This window comes from Facklamia sp. P12955, from assembly GCF_050409565.1.
Classification (GTDB): Bacteria; Bacillota; Bacilli; order Lactobacillales; family Aerococcaceae; genus Facklamia.
In genome coordinates this window covers 33,825-51,709 of record NZ_JBNUPF010000001.1, presented here as the reverse complement: position 1 = coordinate 51,709, position 17,885 = coordinate 33,825, and the positions used below count along the sequence as shown (strand labels likewise).

The following is a 17,885-nucleotide window of genomic DNA, read 5'->3' as shown; positions in this document are numbered from 1 at the left end:
GATAAATGCTCAAGGCTGTTCTAACAAAGCTTGTCGGTGCATATTTGAAGTGATATGATTAGCCAGTAAAAAAATATATATAAGGAGGTGTCTTATGAAAAAAATGTTTTCATGGTTGATGTTGACTGTATTATTTGTTGGGCTTATGCAACCATTTGCTAGAATTAATGCTGAAGATGAAGTTGAAGAAAACACTACCGAAGCTTCAAGTGAGGAGCAATACCCTGTCGATCCGGCCAAACAAGTTTATGTTGATGCAGAATGGATTAAAAATGTCTTAGATGGTAATTCAGACATTGAAAAATATGTATTGGCGGAAGTCACTTGGGGCGAAGCCGATGCAAGTCCAGATTATTTGAGAAAACACTTGCCTGGAGCGATTCATATTAATACGGATTCGGTTGAAGAGGGTCCTGTATGGAATTTGCGATCTGCCGAAGAAATTGAAGAATCTTTATTAAAATATGGGATTGATAAAGATACGACGTTGATTTTATATGGACCTGATACAGGTGTAGACCGTGTAGCTTATGCTGCATTGTACACAGGAGTTGAATCCGTTAAAATTCTAGATGGCGGCTTAGCTATTTGGGAAGCAGCAGGTTACGAAATAGAAGAAGGTGAAGTGGTCCCTGCAGCTGTTAAAGAATTTGGAGTCGAAGTGCCTGCTCATTCTGAATATCTTATATCTTTAGATGATACTGTGGATGCTTTAACTAATAATGACAACTTTCGCTTAGTCTCTCTACGTTCTGAAAATGAATGGTTAGGTATAGAATCAGGATACTCTTATATTCCTAAAGCGGGAGAACCTAAAGGAGCAGTTTGGGGACGTCCATTATTGAGGGGCTCTGGAGAAGCTAATAGTTCAGGAATGGAAGATTTTAAAAATGAAGACGGTACAAATAAAAGCTTCGATGAGATTTTGGCTTTTTGGCAAGAAGAAGGTTTTGATGTTGAAAATGATTTAACCTTTTATTGTGGAACTGGTTGGAGATCTAGCCTTCCATTCTTGTTGATGTATGAGCGGGGTTTAGATGTTACCATGTTTGATGGTGGATGGAATGAATGGCAAATGAATGATGATTTGGAAGTTCAAATTGGTGATCCTCAATCAGATTCGGTAAAATATAAAACAGTTGGAGATTTAGAAGAAGGAAAAGAAACCAATTAGAAAGCATCTTCAAAAATACAAGGAAGCGTGCTCGCCATTGACGACGAGCATGCTTTTTATTAAGGAGAATATTAATGAAAAAAATTCTAAAATTATTAAGTTTAGCTGTTATAACCAGTTTAATAGTCAATACTACATATGTTTTTGCCAATGAGGGAGGCCCATTAAACAACTTATCTTTTGAAGAAATAGTAGAGCAAGCAAAAGGAAGTGAAGTTAATTTTTATGGATGGGGCGGCGATGAAAAGCTTAACCAGTGGTTAGATGAAGTATATGGACCAAGACTTAAAGAAAAATATGATATTACGTTAAACCGTATTCCGATGGATATCGATCAAATTTTGAGTCAATTAGTGAGTGAGAAGCAAGCTCAAACTAGCGAAAGTGAAATGGATATGATTTGGATCAATGGCGAGAATTTTAAATCTGCTCGAGAAAATGAACTCTTATATGGTCCATTCACAGAAATTTTACCAAATTATCAAGAATTTCTAGATATAGAAGATATAGAAAACAATCAGGATTTTGGCTATCCAATTGAAGGTTTTGAAGCTCCTTACTCAAAATCTCAGCTTGTTTTAATTAAAGATTCAGAAGTAACTAAAGAAACTCCTACAGATGCTGAATCCTTGTTAGCATACGTAAAAGAAAATCCTGGAAGCTTTACTTATCCGGCATTGCCAGATTTTACCGGTTCCGCTTTTGTTCGGAATATTATCTATGAATTTGTTGATTATCAAGAATTTCAAAAGATGGAAACAGATAAAGAAGAGCTGAAAGTTCTCATTCAACCGGCTTTGGATTACTTAAATGAATTGGCTCCTTATTTATGGAGTGAGGGGAAAACTTATCCAAGCGATGGTCCTGCCTTAAACAATTTATTTATGGATGGAGAAGTTGCTTTTCATATCAACTATAACGCTTATGAAATTGCTCGATCAATTGAACAGGGAATGTATCCATCGACTGCCCAATCATTTGTTTTTGAAAAGGGCACAATAGGTAATACTAACTTTATAGCAATTGGTAAAAATGCATCACACAAAGCAGCCGCTATGGTAGCAATAAATGAAATGCTATCGCCAGAAATGCAATTATCAAAATACGAACACCTCGGTCTAATTCCGGTAATCGATAATGATAAATTAAATGATCAATTAAAAGCAGACTTTGAGGAAGTAGAAATTGGCGAGGGGATAATACCACAAGAACAACTTTTATCTAAGCGACTGCCAGAAATGCCCGCACAATTAGTGCCTTTGATCGAAGAAATTTGGCTAGATGAAGTGGCAGGAAAATAAAATGGAGCTTACGAAGAAGAAGCGTTTTTATGCAGTTCTCTTATTTATGCCTCAGTTCATTTTAAGTTTGTTTTTACTGTTAGGTGTAATGATTGGAATAGTGCAGTCTTTTGGATACATTCCTTCTTTAAATTTAAATGAGTTCAGTCTGACTTACTATCAAGATTTATTAAATGATAAACAATTTAAGCAATCAGTGTTTTTTTCATTGAAAATTGCTTTTTATTCAGCTTTTCTTTCAACGATTATGGGTCTAGCTTGGGCTTACTTTTGGCTTGTTCAAGAAAAATTAAGTAGATGGCAACAGACGCTAGTAAAAATTCCTATAATTGTTCCTCATTTAGTGGTCGCACTGTTTACTTTACAACTGTTTGGACGAACCGGAATATTTGCACGAATTTTATTTGCAATGGGAATTTCAAATGCCCAAGCTTGGTTTGATGCATTAATGTTTCAACCAAATGGTTGGGGCATTATTTTTTCTTTTATGTGGAAAGAAATTCCTTTTGTTTTATTTTATTGTTATCCTATAATAAGTTCAATCAATAATAAACTTGGCGAAGCTGCACAGACGCTTGGAGCCAGTCGCTTACAAAGTTTTATTAAGATTGTGCTACCCTTATCAAAAAACACAATCTTAGCTGCCTTTTTCATTATATTTATGTACGCTTTTGGTTCCTACGAGCTAGCAGCTTTATTAGGACCAACTTTACCTAAGGCATTACCAATTGCAGCTTATCAAGCATATATGCATCCTGATTTAAGCCAACGTCCTTTGGCAATGGCATATAATGGAATTTTAATACTCATTAGTTTGATGGCCGTTGTAGTAATTTATCTGATAGCATTTTATCCACAACTAAAGAAACAACTATTCAGTGAAGAAAAGGTGGGTCGAGATGTATCGTAAGACTATTCATTTCTTAATATTTATAGTTATTTTTTTGCCAATTAGTATTTTATTAATCTGGGCATTTACTGCTCGCTGGCCATGGCCTCATTTGATCCCGCACAATTTGTCCCTAAGAGGGTTTGAAAATCTGGTACGGCAACCTAATCAATTACTAACACTTATACTATCTTCAGTATTTATTTCGTCATGTGTAGCCATGCTGTCATCTTTGATTGCCTTAATGACTGCTAGAGCGACGGTAATGGCTAAAGGCTTCTTTAAGAATTTTATTCAGTTGACTATCGCCCTACCTTTTCTAATTCCTGTGATTGTTTTTGCTACAGGTATTCATCAAAAAATGTTTGAATGGGGCTGGGCTAATAAGCTTTGGGGCGTGATATTAGCCCATTTGATTTATTCCTTACCCTATGCTTCATACTTAGTGATTGATGCCTACCATGCGGTTGGCCTTCATTTAGAAGAGCAAGCATGGGTATTAGGAGCAAATAAGTTGAAAGCATTCTGGAAAATAACTTTTCCACTGCTGCTCCCTGTTCTTGCGACCAGTTTGGCTACGTCATTCATTGTTTCTTTTAGTCAGTATTTCCTGACTTTAATGATAGGTGGGGGGAAGATTCAAACCCTATCAGTAATTATTTTTCCTTATTTACAAAGAAACGATCGTACAATTGCTAGCATATACGCTTTGTTCTTTTTAATTATTAGCTTTTTAGTTATGGGACTACTCTCTTGGCTTTCCAATTTATATCAAAGTAAATATGAAAAATTCGACTATTATTAGGAGGTGAACCGTGTCTTTAATCATTAGAAATATATCAGTGAGTTTGGGTCATAACAAAGTCTTAAAAGATCTTAATCTTGAAGTTAAAAAAGGAGAGTATTTAGCTTTACTTGGGCCTTCTGGATCTGGAAAAACTACTTTTTTGAAAACACTAGCTGGACTAATTGAAAATGCTGAGGGAGATATTTTACTTAATCAAACTTCTATTATGAAAGAACCAAGTCATTCCCGTCCAGTTTCGGTGGTTTTTCAAGATTTAAGACTTTTTCCGCATTATAACGTTAAAGAAAATATTGCTTTTCCTATGAGGTTAAAGAAAATGAAAGCTAAAGAGATCGATGAGCGGGTAGCATCTTTATTGAATGATGTGCATTTACCTGGTTTACAAGCTTCTTCCATCCATAAACTATCAGGTGGTCAACAACAAAGGGTAGCACTCGCAAGAGCCTTAGCCAATGAACCTCAGGTTCTTTTGTTGGATGAGCCTTTTTCCGGACTCGATGAGCCTCTTAGAAGGGAGATGGGCCAGTTAGTACATAACTTACATGTTAAAAAAGGGCTGGTAACCATCTTAGTGACACATGATAAGCGAGAAGCGGTACAATTTGCTGATCGTATCGCTTTTCTGCATGAGGGTAATTTAGTGCAAGTGGATTATCCTAAAAATGTCTTTGATCATCCTAAAAATGAATATGTGGGTAGTTTCTTTGGAGTGTTGAACCGTTTAAAAGTTATTGAAGAAAGTAGAAAAGACTGGTTAGAGATGGATTTTAATGTTAAATTAAAAGACTATATTGGCAAAGAAATTTTTGTCAGACCAATTCGTGTGGAAGTTAAGACAGAACGTTTATTTTCCTCTTCCAGTCTCATTTTCCCTGCTAAACTAACCCATTTTTTTGAATACCCAGAGTATGTAGATTTAAAATTTCAATTAATCAATTCAAGTGAACAATGGAGTGTCAATGTCTTGCACCAGTCATTAAAAGATTATAAAGTAGGCGAAAAATATTGGCTTTATGTTAATCATGCAGATATTATTAGTTTTGAATGATAGATTTAAATAGAAAAAGCCCAATTATAAGTTGGGCTTTTTGCTTACAATCGTTTATGAAGCTTTTTCAATAATTGGAATTTTTTTATTTTCTTTTGTACCATCTAGAGAATTCTTGACATTAGTATAGCCCTTTTCGGTTAAGAAGTTAGCTATTTGAGCGGATTTATTACCAGAATAACAGAAAGTAATAATTTCAACTTCTTTGTCTTCAGGTAATTGTTCTAAAACAGTTTCTGGCTTATCAACTGAAGCATGAATGGCTCCTTCTACACTTGCTTTTTCAAAGTCTTTAAGATCACGTGCATCAATGAAAATGGTTTTGCCTGCTTCGGCTGCTTCAATGAAGGTATCTGGCAAGATAGATTCATAAGTTACTAAAGTATATTCAAAGTCTTTAACCCCTACAGCATCTTTAACATCTTCAAAGCCATTATCGATTAAAAGATTAGCAGCTTCTGCAGACTTATTACCTGTGTTGCAATAAACAATAATTGGCATCTTTTGGTAGTCTTCTAATCGTTCTAATTGTTCTTCTAATTGATCTAAAGGGATATTAATGGCATGTGAAAGATGTCCTTCTGCATAGTCTTCTTCAGGTCGGACATCAATTACCAAATATTTTTCCTTTTTCTTTTTATCTAGTTGGATTTTTTCAAGTTCTTCGCCTGTCATTATCTCAGCTTGGGCGTAAACGTTCGAAAGACCCAAAGCAAAAACTGCTACAAAAGTGACAATAAGTTTTAAAGATTTTAAAAGTGTTTTTTGCATTATACCCACTCCTTTATTTTGATGTCTTTATTTTATTAAAATGGTCATCTAATCACAAATAGACTTATTAAATAAATACGGGCTATTTATTAGTAATATCAATAAAACATTCATTCAAAAAAAGTAGCTGTATGCTATAATGAGCAAGGTTATAAGAGGAGGTCCAAAATGTTAAGTAAAATATATTGGGCGATTGAAATATTAATAGTCACAGGTGGTTTTTTTGTGAATGAATATGCTAGTAAGCGGATAGGACTCTATCGCCATGTGTATTATCGAGAATTTCAATTTAATCAGTTTTGGTTTGCTGAAAACTATCATTGGATTTGGTATGTTGTAGCTATTTTCATTATTTTAATTGCTATTATTGCTCTATTTAAAACTAAAAGCTGGATTCAATTTTGTTATCAATTTTCTTGGAAAACACATTGGGCGATACTGTTGATCGTTTCTCTGTCTGAACTAATTATTATGAGCTTTTTTACAGATAAAAGTCTTTTAATTATGTATCCGTATTTCCTAGTAGGATTACCACTTTTAGGAGTTGGAAATTTGATAGGTTGTTTATTAATTTTTTTATTCCATCCTCAGACTAAAGAATGCGAAATTAAGATAGGAGCCATATAATGTCGACTGCAATTATTTATTTTGTCAAATTACCTTTAATTGGATATAACAAAACTAGATTACAAGGGTTTTTACCTAAGGAAGATATTCACCATCTATCGATTCACCTTTTACAACAAACTTACAAAGAAATTTGTAAGGTGGATGCAGACATCTTTCTTTTTGTAGCACCTGCTGATCAAAAATTAGCCATTCAAAAATACTTAGCTATTGATAGTGATAAGATATTCGGCCAGCTTGAAACAGCTCATTTAGGAGAACGAATGTCGCGAGCCATGCAGCAAATTTTTAACCGTGGCTATGATAAAGTTCTTTTATTAGGCTGTGATCTAGTTGACATCAAGCAATCTTTGGTTGAGCAAATGATTGACATGCTAGACACTGAAGATGTTGTTTTAGCTCCTACCTTAGATGGAGGTTATGGCATTATAGCCAGCCGTTTGTTCTCTAAGTCTCTTTTTGATTTAGAGAATTATTCACACGATGAAGTATGCCAAAGGACGATCAATAAAGTTTCTGCAGCAAAACTTTCCTATGCGTTGACAGAAACCATTCGTGACCTAGACACGCGGGAAGATGTGGTGCGTTATCTATCAGGAGATCCAGATGCAGTTTATTTTAATCAGGGGGAATATAATGCCAACTTTCTAATTGATAAGGGCAGAAAGATTTTTAGGATTGCTTTAGGTTCGCAAATGAATTTAGACAATCAAATTGAATATGAATACTTAGCACTGAAGGGTTTGGCTTCTTCAGGGGTTGTGCCGAAGGTATATCAATGCCAGCCTCATACTAAGTTGTTAGGTAAGGGTTATTTAATTGAAGAATACCTCCCCGGTCATCCCTTAGACTATCAAAAGGACTTATCCAAAGCTGCTAATATTTTGGCTAGAATCCATAGTGTAGATAGCCAGACCATTCCTCATCTTATTAAGGCTAATAATCCCTTCCAACTGATGTATCAGGAATTTGTTGACATGTATAGTCATTATCAAAAATGGAAGGGCAGAGATCTTGAGGTTATTGATCTAATCGATGCATTGATGGCAGGTCTGAAAAAATATTCGTTCAATAATAAATTAAGCAATCCTTGCGTTATTAATACAGAACTTAATTCACACAATTTTTTGATTAATTCTAAAGGTGATTCCTATTTAATTGACTGGGAGAAGCCTTTGGTTGGTGAGAGGGAACAAGATATCGCTCATTTTCTAGCTCCCACAACCACATTATGGAAAACAGACCACTTACTTTCATATGAGCAAATCTCCGCTTTCATTAAAGAGTATGATAAGTCCTCCCAGGTGAAAATTAATAAAGATAAGCTTAAACAATATCTTCATTTTACTTGTTTAAGAGGAGTCACTTGGTGTTCGATGGCTTATGTTCAATATTTAGAAGCACAAAAAGTTAAGTCAAATGACCACTCTTTTGAAACCATCTCCCGCTTTATTAGCCCTGTTTTCTTACAAGAAATTAAAGCTTATATTGAAAAGTTGGAGGATATTACCTTATGAATTATTTGATCAGTGTGATTATTCCAGTTTATAACGAAAGAAAAATTTTACCTCAAACTTTAAAGCATCTACAGCATTTAAAGGACGAAGAAATTGAAATTCTGTTTGTAGATGGTGGTAGTGAAGATGGAACTCAAGAATTTATTAGCGAAAATCAATATAAAGTCCTGAATGGTCCAAAGGGTCGTGGTAGTCAATTAGCTGTAGGGGCTAAAAAGGCCAAAGGAGACTATCTTTTATTCTTACATGCAGATAGCTACTTTAAACGTTCTCCAAAAAAGGTCATCCTGAGTAGTCTGTTGAAAGGAAAGATTGGAGCTTTTCCATTAGACTTTCAAACAGATAATTTATGGCTAAGAGCGATTGCTTATGGATCAAATTGGCGACTTAAACATCGACAGATAGCTTTCGGTGATCAAGGGATTTTTATGACAAAAGATTACTATTGGGAACTAGGAGGTTTTCATGCTTTATCTTTAATGGAAGACTATGATTTATTTTTACGAAACAAGGCTAAGGGTGAAGAATTAGTTGTAGCAGATCAGTTCATTTATACCTCGGACCGTCGTTTTAAAGAAAAAGGTGTCTTTAGAACACTTCTTAAGATGCAATATTGCCAGTATCTATTTCGTAAGGGTTACTCAATGAAAGCAATCACTCAAGTCTATTATTCGTAGAAGGGGATTCGAATGAAAAAGAGAAGTATTAAAGAAAATATCATTGCAGCCATAGCCAAAAGAATGGTGGTTACCATCGATGAAGCCCCCTCTAATGTTGAATTAACTAAGCCTCTTTCAGAGTGTAGGGTAGCATTTATCACAACAGCAGGAACCCATTTGAAAAGCGATGCCCCTTTTAATATTAAGGGAGATCATACTTTCCGAATGATTCCTGGGGATAGTCGGGTGGAAAATATTATGATTACTCATGATCATTATGATCATGGACCGGCAGATGAAGATTTAAACTGTGTCTTTCCCATACAGATGCTTCAAGAGATGGCAACAAAGGGCAAAATCGGCTCTGTTGCACCGCGCCATTATGGCCTAATGGGTTATATACCAAAAGTAAATTTACTAATTGATGAAACAGCACCTGCGATTGCCCGTCAGTTAGTTGAAGATCAAGTAGATTTGGTACTCCTTTCTCCTGGCTGATATATTTGCCATCAGTCCGTTGGGCTAATCCAAAGAGAAGTAGAAAAGCAAGGGATCCGTACCGCTTCAATTATGCACTTACCTAAAGTGGCAGCCAAATCGAGACCACCTAGAATGTTTACCATTGATTTTCCTTTAGGTTTAACTTTTGGAGAGGCGAATGATTCTATTAAGCATTGGCAAGTTATGGATCAATTCTTAGATTTTGCTGTATCAGGTGGGGCAGAGGAGATAAGACCTTTTAAAAAAGCTTAATTATTCAATCACATAATGCGAATAGCGGCTTACTTTCAAATAATTAATTTATTTATACTAGCGTGATTACTTTTAGTTGAATGACTCCAATGGCATGATAATCTTTGTGAGAAAGGAGCTTAAAAATATGGACTATCTATTATTATTTATCGAGGGATTAATGACTTTTGTCTCTCCTTGCTTACTGCCAATGCTTCCACTTTATATTGCATTCTTTGCAGGCAGTGAAGGGGAGAGCTCTACTAAACAAACCTTCATTAAAGCAATTTTATTTATGTTAGGATTTTCTACGATATTTATCTTATTAAGTCTTTTTGTGTCCACTGTAGGATCCTTTTTTATGATGCACCGACAAGTCGTTAACTTTATCGCAGGAAGCATTATGATTATTATGGGTGTCGATTATCTTAATGGTCAAAAGCTAATGACTAAGTTAAGGCCTCATTCGCGAGGTTCCTATGTGGCCAATCCTTATTTATTTGGTCTAGTCTTTGCCATTTCTTGGTCGCCATGTGTTGGAACATTTTTGGCTTCTGCATTAACTTATATAGCCAGTGTCGCTACTAGCTGGACTTCATTTTTGCTTATAATTAGCTATTGTTTAGGTTTAGGTATTCCTTTCATTCTGTCTGCATTATTGGTAGATGAAAGTAAAAAAGTCCTTACATTTATCAAGGAACATTATCACTTAGTCAATCTATCTTCAGGCTGGTTTTTAATCCTTTTCGGTTTATTAACAATATCAGGCATCTTAGAAACGCTTTTACTACAACTAGTCTAGGAGGAATACAATGAAAAAGTTATTAACGTATGGTTTGCTTTTAATCGTTATTATAGGTCTGGGGGGCTTTATTTATAACAAAGTTCAAGATCAAAGTTTATCTATCGATAAAAAAGAAACAATTCAAGAAACTGTCAATGAGATCGATTTAACATTTAACAAAACAAGCGAAGAGGTTATTGAAGGAAAAGAAGTATCTCTTCAAACTTCAAGGGAAGAAAGTAGTCAGCTTAATAGCACAAATGAAGAAAAACAAGATCGATATGGTCATCTTAATGTAGATAGTGTAAGGATTAAAGATCAAGTAGATAAATCAATGACTTTATCTGAAAATTTTGGTCGACCTATGGTTGTTAATGTTTGGGCAACTTGGTGTCCACCATGCAAAAAAGAAATGCCTTATTTTCAAACGGCTTGGGAAGATTACCAAGAAGATATTGATTTTTATATGATCAATGCCACTAATTCGCAACCTGGCGAAACTAAAGAAGCAGTGAATGAATATTTAGAAGACCTTAATTTGACTCTTCCTGTATTCTATGATGTTAACTTTTCAACCATGGTGTCCCTACAAGCTACCTTTTTGCCCGCTACTATTTTTATAAATGAAGAAGGAGAGGTAGTATACCATCATATTGGCCTAATCAATGAAAAGCAATTACTAGAGCAAATCGAGGAATTGTTATAAAAATGTAAAATTTTGATGGTGGTGGAGTTTAATATTTAGGAGGTTCTTATGAAAAAAAATAAATTGGCAGTGATTGTTGTACTTGTATTATCACTTTTATCTTATCTCTTTATTCCCTCGGTGCAGTCATTTATTAACGAGTCTATTTCAGCCATGAAAGCAGTTAATTTAGAAGAGACAATTGCTTATATTCGTTCTTACGGAAATGTTGCTGCTGGTGTTTCCTTTTTCTTGATGATTTTGCAATCGATTCTTTCACCCATTCCTGCTTTCTTAATCACTCTATCTAATGCTGCCATTTTTGGATGGTTTTGGGGAGCGGTATTGTCTTGGACATCTTCAATGGCTGGAGCGACCTTATGCTTTTACATTGCTAAAATTTTGGGACGCGACGCAGTTGCCAAGATTACCAGTAAAACAGCCTTAAAATCTTTAGATGTGTTTTTTGAAAAATATGGAAAGTACACCATTGTAGTTTGCCGTTTATTACCATTTGTTAGTTTTGACCTAGTCTCTTATGCAGCTGGTTTAACTTCTATGAAATTCTGGCCATTCTTTTTAGCAACCGGAATCGGTCAATTGCCGGCTACTCTTGTTTATTCTTATATTGGACAAAACTTCGGTGGTGGCGGTAAACAATTATTTATTGGATTAATGTCACTATTTGCTGTAACAATTGTCATTTATATTGTTAAATCGATTTATAATGAACGCCATGCAAAAAAAGCAGCTAAGTAAATGGTTTAAGGTTTGCTTAGTGATTGCTTTAGTAGCTTTAACTATCTGGCTGACCTTAAATTTTTCAACCGAGCGTGTACGAGAAATAATCTTACAATCAGGGTCTTCTGCAAAATGGATTTATGTATTACTTTGGGTTTTCTTACCGATGGGGTTTTTCCCTGTTCCTTTCCTAGCTTTTGCTGGAGGAATGGGATTTGGATTATGGTTAGGCTCCATCTTGACTTTTATAGGTGCGGCTTTGAATCTAACTTTCATGTTTTTAATTTCGCGCTATTTATTTAGGCAACCGGCACAAAAATTTTTATTTAAAAGATATCCTAGTTCCAAAGGGATATTGACCACCGATAACCAACATTTAAAGTTAGTTCTTGCATTGGCTCGGATTATGCCTGTAATTCCCTATAATGTTGAAAACTATGCTTTTGGCTTAACGGATATCTCATTCTGGGACTATCTTTGGATTTCTCTCATATGCATTTTGCCGGGGACATTTATTTTTGTAAATGTTGGCGATAAGGCTTTAGAACCTAGTGATGCCTCTTTTTCACTATCAATAATATTAGTGGCTTTACTAGTATTCGGCACAGCCTTTTTAGGGAAATTTATTAAGAAGAAAAATCCAGAAGTAGCCCAAAAGCTTGAAGTAGATGAGGAGGAATAAGGGATAATGAAAGTTTTAATTGATTTTGATAATACTTTTTTCACACCCCATCGCGACATTGATGATGGTTTGGCGCTGATGTATTTATTAGGGAGTCCAGAAGTCGCTATAGTGGGTATCACTTCGACATTTGGGAATTCGACCATTGAGCAAGTAGACCAATCGACCCGTCAATTAATAAGCAAACTTGGCCTTCATTCAATTCCTTATGCAAAAGGTGCAAGTGAAACAGCTGATTATTTAACACCAGCAAGCCAGCTATTGGTAGATTTGGCTAATAAATATAAAGATGAGTTAATCATTATTGCAGTCGGTTCAATGACCAACTTGCAAGGGGCCTATCTAAGAGACAGTAATTTCTTCAAAAAAGTTAAACAACTTGTCTTAATGGGTGGGATTACTCAGCCGTTGATCTTTGACAAGCAAGAAATGCGAGAAATGAACTTTTCCATTGATCCGCAGGCTGCTTTTACCGTTTTAACTAAGGGAAGAAATGTTTCTATTTTAACAGCTAATCACTGTTTAGATCTTTTATTTACTCGATCAGAATATGAAGAAGCTTTTTCTAACCAACAATCGGCCATTGCTCATTTAATTCAAAACTATGCAGAACCTTGGTTTGTCGATAATGAAGATGAGTATGGTATTAAAGGCTTTTATAATTGGGATTCATTAGCAGCGGTCTATTTAGTAAATCCTGAATTATTTGAGGATCAATGGACTTCTTTTAATGTTTCTGTTAATAGTCTCTCAATGGGTTCTTTAATAGCGGAAGATTTTGATTTCAGTCCTTACTCAAGCTCTAGACCTTTAAAAAAAGCTTTAATCAATACACCTGTTGTTAAAAAGGCAGATCAAATACGAAAGAATTTATTTCAGCGCTGGCTAAATGTTAAATTGGAAGATTAAATAGCAAAGGAGGTTTTTGGATGTTCAAATGGCATAATTTACTAATAGCAATTTGCTCAGGGTTTATTTTTGCTCTTCTAGCAAGCGCTTTAATGTCATATTGGGTATGGTTAGAAATGCGAGTGCATACTTGGGTATTGTGTTGGATAGTTTTTGTTCTATTTATCATGGTAAGTTTTTTGTTCAAGATAAAACCAATAACTTACTTCCTAGGACTTATTAGTGTCGTTACTTTAATGCTTGTTAAATCACCTAATATTTTTTATTATAATGTTCGCGATATGTTTTTTTTAGATATGAAGATAGGTCAAATTAAAATGATTACTTTAATTTTGATGATAGTCATGACTCTTTTAATGATTTACTTTTGGTTGAAAGATCGAAAGCTAAAAAGTCAGCAAGTTTAATTTTGAAAGGATGAATAATATGAACAAAATGATTAAAAAATTAATGACACTTGTCTTTGCCTTCGTTACCGTTTTATCTTTATCTGTCCCAACACTTGCAGAGGAAGATGCTCCTGCAAATTTACCGACAGAGGAAAACCCGATGGTGGTCGATAAGGAAGCAGGCACCATTTCGATATATGCTTACGTAAATGGAAAATACTTAGAAACATCTACCCGTCATGCCGTGGTCTTCGATGATGGTAATTTTGGTGGAAAATCGGTATTCGGAACAACTGCTAATCAAAATAAATTCTATGAAGCTTTAATAGAAATCGGGGCAGAACCAGGCGATAATATGACGGCTGAAAATGCGGAAGAAACGCATGTTGCAGGGGATTTAATGGATATTAAAGTAACTTGGGAAGGCGCTGAAAAAGAATACAACCTAAGTGAAACAATTATTGATTCTAATGGCAATGACTTTGAATTCCGCTTTGGTGGAAATAAAGGGCGTGCCCATGATAAACATACAGGTTGTATCACTTGTTTAGATTCATGCCCAGTCGGACTTATTTCAAATGCTACTTATACCTACGGGGCCGTTGAAAAAAGAGGGGAAGTAGCGTTTTCAGGAAATGGTGAGATTTTACCAGAAGAAGGGACTCCGGTAATCATTACTTATTCAATCCACAAAGAGGATAGTAAAGATAAGAAAGTTGAATCAAACGAAAAAGCTGAAGCAGAATAATAATTCATTGGAGGTCTGTATCTAAAAGATACAGCCCCTTTTGCTTAAAGAATGTTGCTTAATAGACTCATAAAAGCACTTGCATTTTCCTTTAAATATTGTTAATATTGTAAGAGTCTTCTTTAAAGATTTTAATTGGGAGCGGATGGGTTCTGGTGTGCCCTCTGGTCTTCAAAACCAGTATGAGGCGTTAAGAGCGTCTTGGGTGAGTTCGATTCTCACACGTTCCCGCCAGGAAACTAAACTAGCCTAGTTAATCACAGTTTAACTGTGATTAACTAGGCTATTATTTTTGCTTTTAATTGATTTGTTTTATTTCGATAATTGCTCTTGTCTAACCCAACATCTTGTGTTAATCTAGCTTTAAGACACAATATATAGACAAAATGTAAATAATTCTGGGGAAGCAGGTTAGAATCCTACACAGTCCCTATGCTACTGTATTTGAGCTCGCTCATAAGTCAGATCGCCAGGTTATTTATTACACTTATCACTTCTCAGGGTTTAGTGATCTTTGGAAATATTCTTTAGTAGTGAGTATAGGTACACCTATGCTTTGCTTTCTTTTGATTTTACCATCGGCTTTCCTGGGAAGGGAAAGCCGTTTTTTGTCGAGGAGGAGCATTTTATGGAAAAAATCACATTATATAGTAAAACGGGTTGCGGACAGTGCGTTTTCTTAAAAAGATATTTAGATAGCAAAGGTCTTAACTATTTAGAAAAAAATGTCGAAGACGAAAGTTACTTAGAAGAAGTAAGAGAACTCAATTGTCAGAGTTTGCCAGTTGTTCTCATCGGGCAATCAGCTCCTGTTGTTGGTTTCCAACCGGATGTAATTGAGAGGCTACTCAGTCAATGTTAGCGATTGTCTTTATTAGCTTAACAGGTCAAACCCGTCGTTTTGTTGAAAAACTATCAGCTGATTACCAATTAGAATTGGACGATCTTACATGTGACATGATAGTCAATCAGCCCTATTTATTGATTGTTCCCACTTATCAAGAAGTGGTAAGAGACTTAGTGGATGATTTTTTTGAAAATGAAGTTAATCGACAAAATTGTCGCGGAGTAGTAGGTGGTGGTAATTTGAATTTCGCCCAATTATTTTGTTTTACTGCTAAAGACATTAGTCGTGACTATCAAATTCCTTTAATTCATAAGTTTGAATTCCAAGGAAACGAGTCAGATGTTTCATATATTAAGGAGGTAATGCTGAATGACTGAGAGACAATCATTAAAGAAAAAAAGCTATTTCCAATGGAATAATCAATTGAATATACCGGAAGATGGAGCTATTCCTCTTTATAAAGATCAAAAGGCATTGGAAGCTTATTACCAAGAAGAAATTGAAGCCAATAGTCCAAAGTTTGCGTCTTTAGAGGATCGCTTAAATTATTTATTGGAGAATGATTACTTAGAAGAAGACCTCATCAATAAATATTTAGAAGCTGATGTAAATGATAAAGATCCTTATGCTTTTATCAAGAAACTATATGACTTCTTACAAGCTAAGAATTTTAACTTTAAATCTTTTATGGCTGCTTACAAATTTTTCAATCAATATGCTTTAAAATCAAATGATGGTCGTCAATATCTGGAAGGGTTCATAGATCGAGTGGCTATGAATGCCTTGTATTTAGCAGATGGAGACCGACAATTGGCTATGGCTATTGCTGAAGAATTAATTTCGCAACGCTATCAACCCGCTACACCTACTTTCTTAAATGCAGGTAAAAAGCGTCGAGGTGAAATGGTGTCATGCTTCTTGTTAGATGTTGATGATTCCATGCTGTCGATTGGTCGAGCCATTAACTCAGCTTTGCAACTTTCAAGAAAAGGAGGCGGAGTTGGCGTTAATTTGTCTAATATTCGAGCAGCGGGCGACCCTATTAAAGCGATTGAAAATGCTTCTTCAGGTGTCGTTCCTGTCATGAAATTGTTAGAAGACTCGTTTTCTTATTCCAATCAGTTAGGGCAGAGGAATGGGGCAGGTGTAGTTTACCTAAATGTTTTCCATCCAGATATCTTAGCTTTCTTATCGTGTAAAAAAGAAAATGCCGATGAAAAAATCCGTGTCAAAACTCTCTCTCTAGGAATTGTAGTGCCTGATAAATTTTATGAGTTGGTAAAAAACAATCAACCAATGTATCTTTTTAGCCCTTATGACATCGAAAAAGAGTACGGTCTCCCTTTTTCATACTTTGATATAAGTGAGAATTATCAAGCTTTAGTAGATAATCCAAGAATCCGTAAAAAGAAAATTCAAGCGCGTGAGTTAGAAACAGAAATTTCTAAATTACAGCAAGAATCCGGCTATCCCTACATCATTAATATCGATACAGTTAATCGAGCGAATCCAGTCCATGGAAAAATCATTATGTCCAACCTCTGTTCAGAGATTTTTCAAGTTCAAGAACCTTCACTCTTAAACGATGATTTATCTTATCAAAGATTAGGTAGCGATATTTCCTGTAACTTAGCTTCCACTAACATGGAAAAAATGTTGACCAGTCCTGATTTTGGTAAGTCAGTAGAAGTGGCTGTGCGAGCTTTAACCACCGTTTCTGATAAAACTAAAATTGCCGAAGTGCCAACGGTTCAAAATGGTAATGATCTTTATCATACTATTGGCTTAGGAGCGATGGGCTTTCACACTCTCTTAGCAAAAAATAAAATCACTTATGGGTCTAAAGCATCTATCGAAATTATTGAAGCGTATTTTATGGCTCTCAACTACTATAGCTTGCTTGCATCTAATAAATTAGCAAAAGAAAAAGGGCAGACATTCCACAAGTTTGAGCAATCAAAATATGCAGACGGGTCTTATTTTGCTCCTTATATTGAGGAAGCTTTTAAATTTGAAGAAATGGCAGCGGCTGAACTTTTCAAAGCTGTAAAATTACCCACTCCTAAAGATTGGCAAGATCTAGCAGCTAAGGTTAAAGTAGATGGTCTTTATCATCGTAATCGTTTAGCCGTTGCACCGAATGGGTCAATCTCTTACCTTAATGAAACTTCTGCTTCCTTACACCCGATTACTCATCGAATGGAATTAAGGCAAGAACAGAAAAATGGGGCCATTTATTATCCAGCTCCAGGACTTTCAAATGAAACGCTGCCCTATTATCAAACAGCTTACGAGATGGATCAAAGAAAAATTATAGATGTTTATGCCGCCGCTCAAAAGCATATTGACCAGGGAATGTCTTTGACTTTATTTATGCTATCAGAGATTCCAGCAGGTCTTTATGAGTGGAAAAAAGCAGGGCTTAATCAAATGACTACACGTGATTTGAATATTTTACGTCACTATGCCTTCTCTAAAGGGATTAAGTCACTTTACTATGTCCGAACACATAGTCTGGATGGTGAGATTGTTGGAGCTAATCAATGTGAGTCATGTATGATTTAGGAGGAAATT

The 17,885-nt window shown here is 35.4% G+C and carries 20 protein-coding genes, 1 tRNA gene and 1 riboswitch; of the genes, 20 read left to right on the top strand and 1 reads right to left on the bottom strand.

Annotated elements, in window-relative coordinates:
• The first annotated feature begins 94 nt into the window (after positions 1–94).
• The 5 genes from ACQV2G_RS00265 (at position 95) to ACQV2G_RS00245 (ending at position 5,220) form a co-directional block, all read left to right on the top strand.
• Positions 95–1,174 carry a sulfurtransferase gene (locus ACQV2G_RS00265; protein ID WP_428875765.1) on the top strand — a complete coding sequence of 360 codons (1,080 nt, stop codon included), beginning with the start codon at positions 95–97 and terminating at the stop codon, positions 1,172–1,174.
• A gap of 74 nt (positions 1,175–1,248) precedes the next feature.
• Positions 1,249–2,475, top strand: coding sequence for an ABC transporter substrate-binding protein (locus tag ACQV2G_RS00260; protein ID WP_428874888.1), 1,227 nt, complete (start codon positions 1,249–1,251; stop codon positions 2,473–2,475).
• A gap of 1 nt (position 2,476) precedes the next feature.
• On the top strand, positions 2,477–3,385 hold the full coding sequence (locus tag ACQV2G_RS00255) for an ABC transporter permease (protein WP_428874887.1): 909 nt from the start codon (positions 2,477–2,479) through the stop codon (positions 3,383–3,385).
• A complete protein-coding gene (locus tag ACQV2G_RS00250) occupies positions 3,375–4,169 on the top strand; it encodes an ABC transporter permease (RefSeq protein WP_428874886.1) in 795 nt (264 codons plus the stop codon). The genes ACQV2G_RS00255 and ACQV2G_RS00250 overlap by 11 nt, the downstream gene beginning before the upstream one ends.
• A 10-nt stretch (positions 4,170–4,179) precedes the next feature.
• Positions 4,180–5,220: an ABC transporter ATP-binding protein gene (locus tag ACQV2G_RS00245; RefSeq protein WP_428874885.1), complete on the top strand. Its 1,041-nt coding sequence runs from the start codon at positions 4,180–4,182 to the stop codon at positions 5,218–5,220.
• A 54-nt stretch (positions 5,221–5,274) separates the two neighbouring features.
• Here the strand turns inward: ACQV2G_RS00245 and ACQV2G_RS00240 are convergent, their stop codons facing one another.
• Positions 5,275–5,991: a rhodanese-like domain-containing protein gene (locus ACQV2G_RS00240; protein ID WP_428872786.1), complete on the bottom strand. Its 717-nt coding sequence runs from the start codon at positions 5,989–5,991 to the stop codon at positions 5,275–5,277.
• 168 nt (positions 5,992–6,159) lie between these two features.
• Here ACQV2G_RS00240 and ACQV2G_RS00235 point away from each other — a divergent pair, with 168 nt between their 5' ends.
• The 15 genes from ACQV2G_RS00235 to nrdE all read left to right on the top strand — a co-directional run bounded on the left by ACQV2G_RS00235 (position 6,160) and on the right by nrdE (position 17,876).
• On the top strand, positions 6,160–6,618 hold the full coding sequence (locus tag ACQV2G_RS00235; protein ID WP_428874884.1) for a hypothetical protein: 459 nt from the start codon (positions 6,160–6,162) through the stop codon (positions 6,616–6,618).
• A complete protein-coding gene (locus ACQV2G_RS00230; protein ID WP_428874883.1) occupies positions 6,618–8,135 on the top strand; it encodes a TIGR04282 family arsenosugar biosynthesis glycosyltransferase in 1,518 nt (505 codons plus the stop codon). The genes ACQV2G_RS00235 and ACQV2G_RS00230 overlap by 1 nt, the downstream gene beginning before the upstream one ends.
• Entirely contained in the window at positions 8,132–8,812 is a 681-nt protein-coding gene (locus ACQV2G_RS00225; RefSeq protein WP_428872789.1) for a TIGR04283 family arsenosugar biosynthesis glycosyltransferase, read from the top strand. Before ACQV2G_RS00230 ends, ACQV2G_RS00225 begins: the two co-directional genes overlap by 4 nt.
• A 12-nt stretch (positions 8,813–8,824) precedes the next feature.
• On the top strand, positions 8,825–9,547 hold the full coding sequence (locus ACQV2G_RS00220; protein ID WP_428872790.1) for a glycine/sarcosine/betaine reductase selenoprotein B family protein: 723 nt from the start codon (positions 8,825–8,827) through the stop codon (positions 9,545–9,547).
• 127 nt (positions 9,548–9,674) lie between these two features.
• Complete coding sequence (locus ACQV2G_RS00215) at positions 9,675–10,328, top strand: cytochrome c biogenesis CcdA family protein (RefSeq protein ID WP_428875764.1); 654 nt, start codon at positions 9,675–9,677, stop codon at positions 10,326–10,328.
• A gap of 10 nt (positions 10,329–10,338) precedes the next feature.
• Complete coding sequence (locus ACQV2G_RS00210; protein WP_428875762.1) at positions 10,339–11,016, top strand: TlpA family protein disulfide reductase; 678 nt, start codon at positions 10,339–10,341, stop codon at positions 11,014–11,016.
• Positions 11,017–11,064: 48 nt separating this feature from the next.
• Entirely contained in the window at positions 11,065–11,754 is a 690-nt protein-coding gene (locus tag ACQV2G_RS00205) for a TVP38/TMEM64 family protein (RefSeq protein WP_428872794.1), read from the top strand.
• Positions 11,732–12,418, top strand: coding sequence for a TVP38/TMEM64 family protein (locus ACQV2G_RS00200; protein WP_428874880.1), 687 nt, complete (start codon positions 11,732–11,734; stop codon positions 12,416–12,418). Before ACQV2G_RS00205 ends, ACQV2G_RS00200 begins: the two co-directional genes overlap by 23 nt.
• A 6-nt stretch (positions 12,419–12,424) precedes the next feature.
• Complete coding sequence (locus ACQV2G_RS00195; RefSeq protein WP_428872797.1) at positions 12,425–13,327, top strand: nucleoside hydrolase; 903 nt, start codon at positions 12,425–12,427, stop codon at positions 13,325–13,327.
• Positions 13,328–13,347: 20 nt separating this feature from the next.
• The gene (locus ACQV2G_RS00190; protein WP_428872798.1) at positions 13,348–13,734 is read left to right on the top strand and encodes a hypothetical protein; all 387 of its coding nucleotides are present in this window, start codon (positions 13,348–13,350) and stop codon (positions 13,732–13,734) included.
• A 19-nt stretch (positions 13,735–13,753) separates the two neighbouring features.
• A complete protein-coding gene (locus ACQV2G_RS00185) occupies positions 13,754–14,464 on the top strand; it encodes a YdjY domain-containing protein (protein WP_428872799.1) in 711 nt (236 codons plus the stop codon).
• Positions 14,465–14,601: 137 nt separating this feature from the next.
• A tRNA-Sec gene (locus tag ACQV2G_RS00180) sits at positions 14,602–14,698 on the top strand.
• Between the two features lie 150 nt (positions 14,699–14,848).
• Positions 14,849–14,944: riboswitch (adenosylcobalamin-variant (AdoCbl-variant) riboswitch) on the top strand.
• 148 nt (positions 14,945–15,092) lie between these two features.
• Positions 15,093–15,326 (top strand): glutaredoxin family protein, encoded by a 234-nt coding sequence (locus ACQV2G_RS00175; protein WP_428872800.1) that lies wholly within the window; start codon positions 15,093–15,095, stop codon positions 15,324–15,326.
• A complete protein-coding gene (gene nrdI / locus ACQV2G_RS00170) occupies positions 15,320–15,688 on the top strand; it encodes a class Ib ribonucleoside-diphosphate reductase assembly flavoprotein NrdI (protein WP_428872801.1) in 369 nt (122 codons plus the stop codon). The genes ACQV2G_RS00175 and nrdI overlap by 7 nt, the downstream gene beginning before the upstream one ends.
• Positions 15,681–17,876 (top strand): class 1b ribonucleoside-diphosphate reductase subunit alpha, encoded by a 2,196-nt coding sequence (nrdE, locus tag ACQV2G_RS00165; RefSeq protein ID WP_428872802.1) that lies wholly within the window; start codon positions 15,681–15,683, stop codon positions 17,874–17,876. The genes nrdI and nrdE overlap by 8 nt, the downstream gene beginning before the upstream one ends.
• The last annotated feature ends 9 nt before the right edge of the window (positions 17,877–17,885 follow it).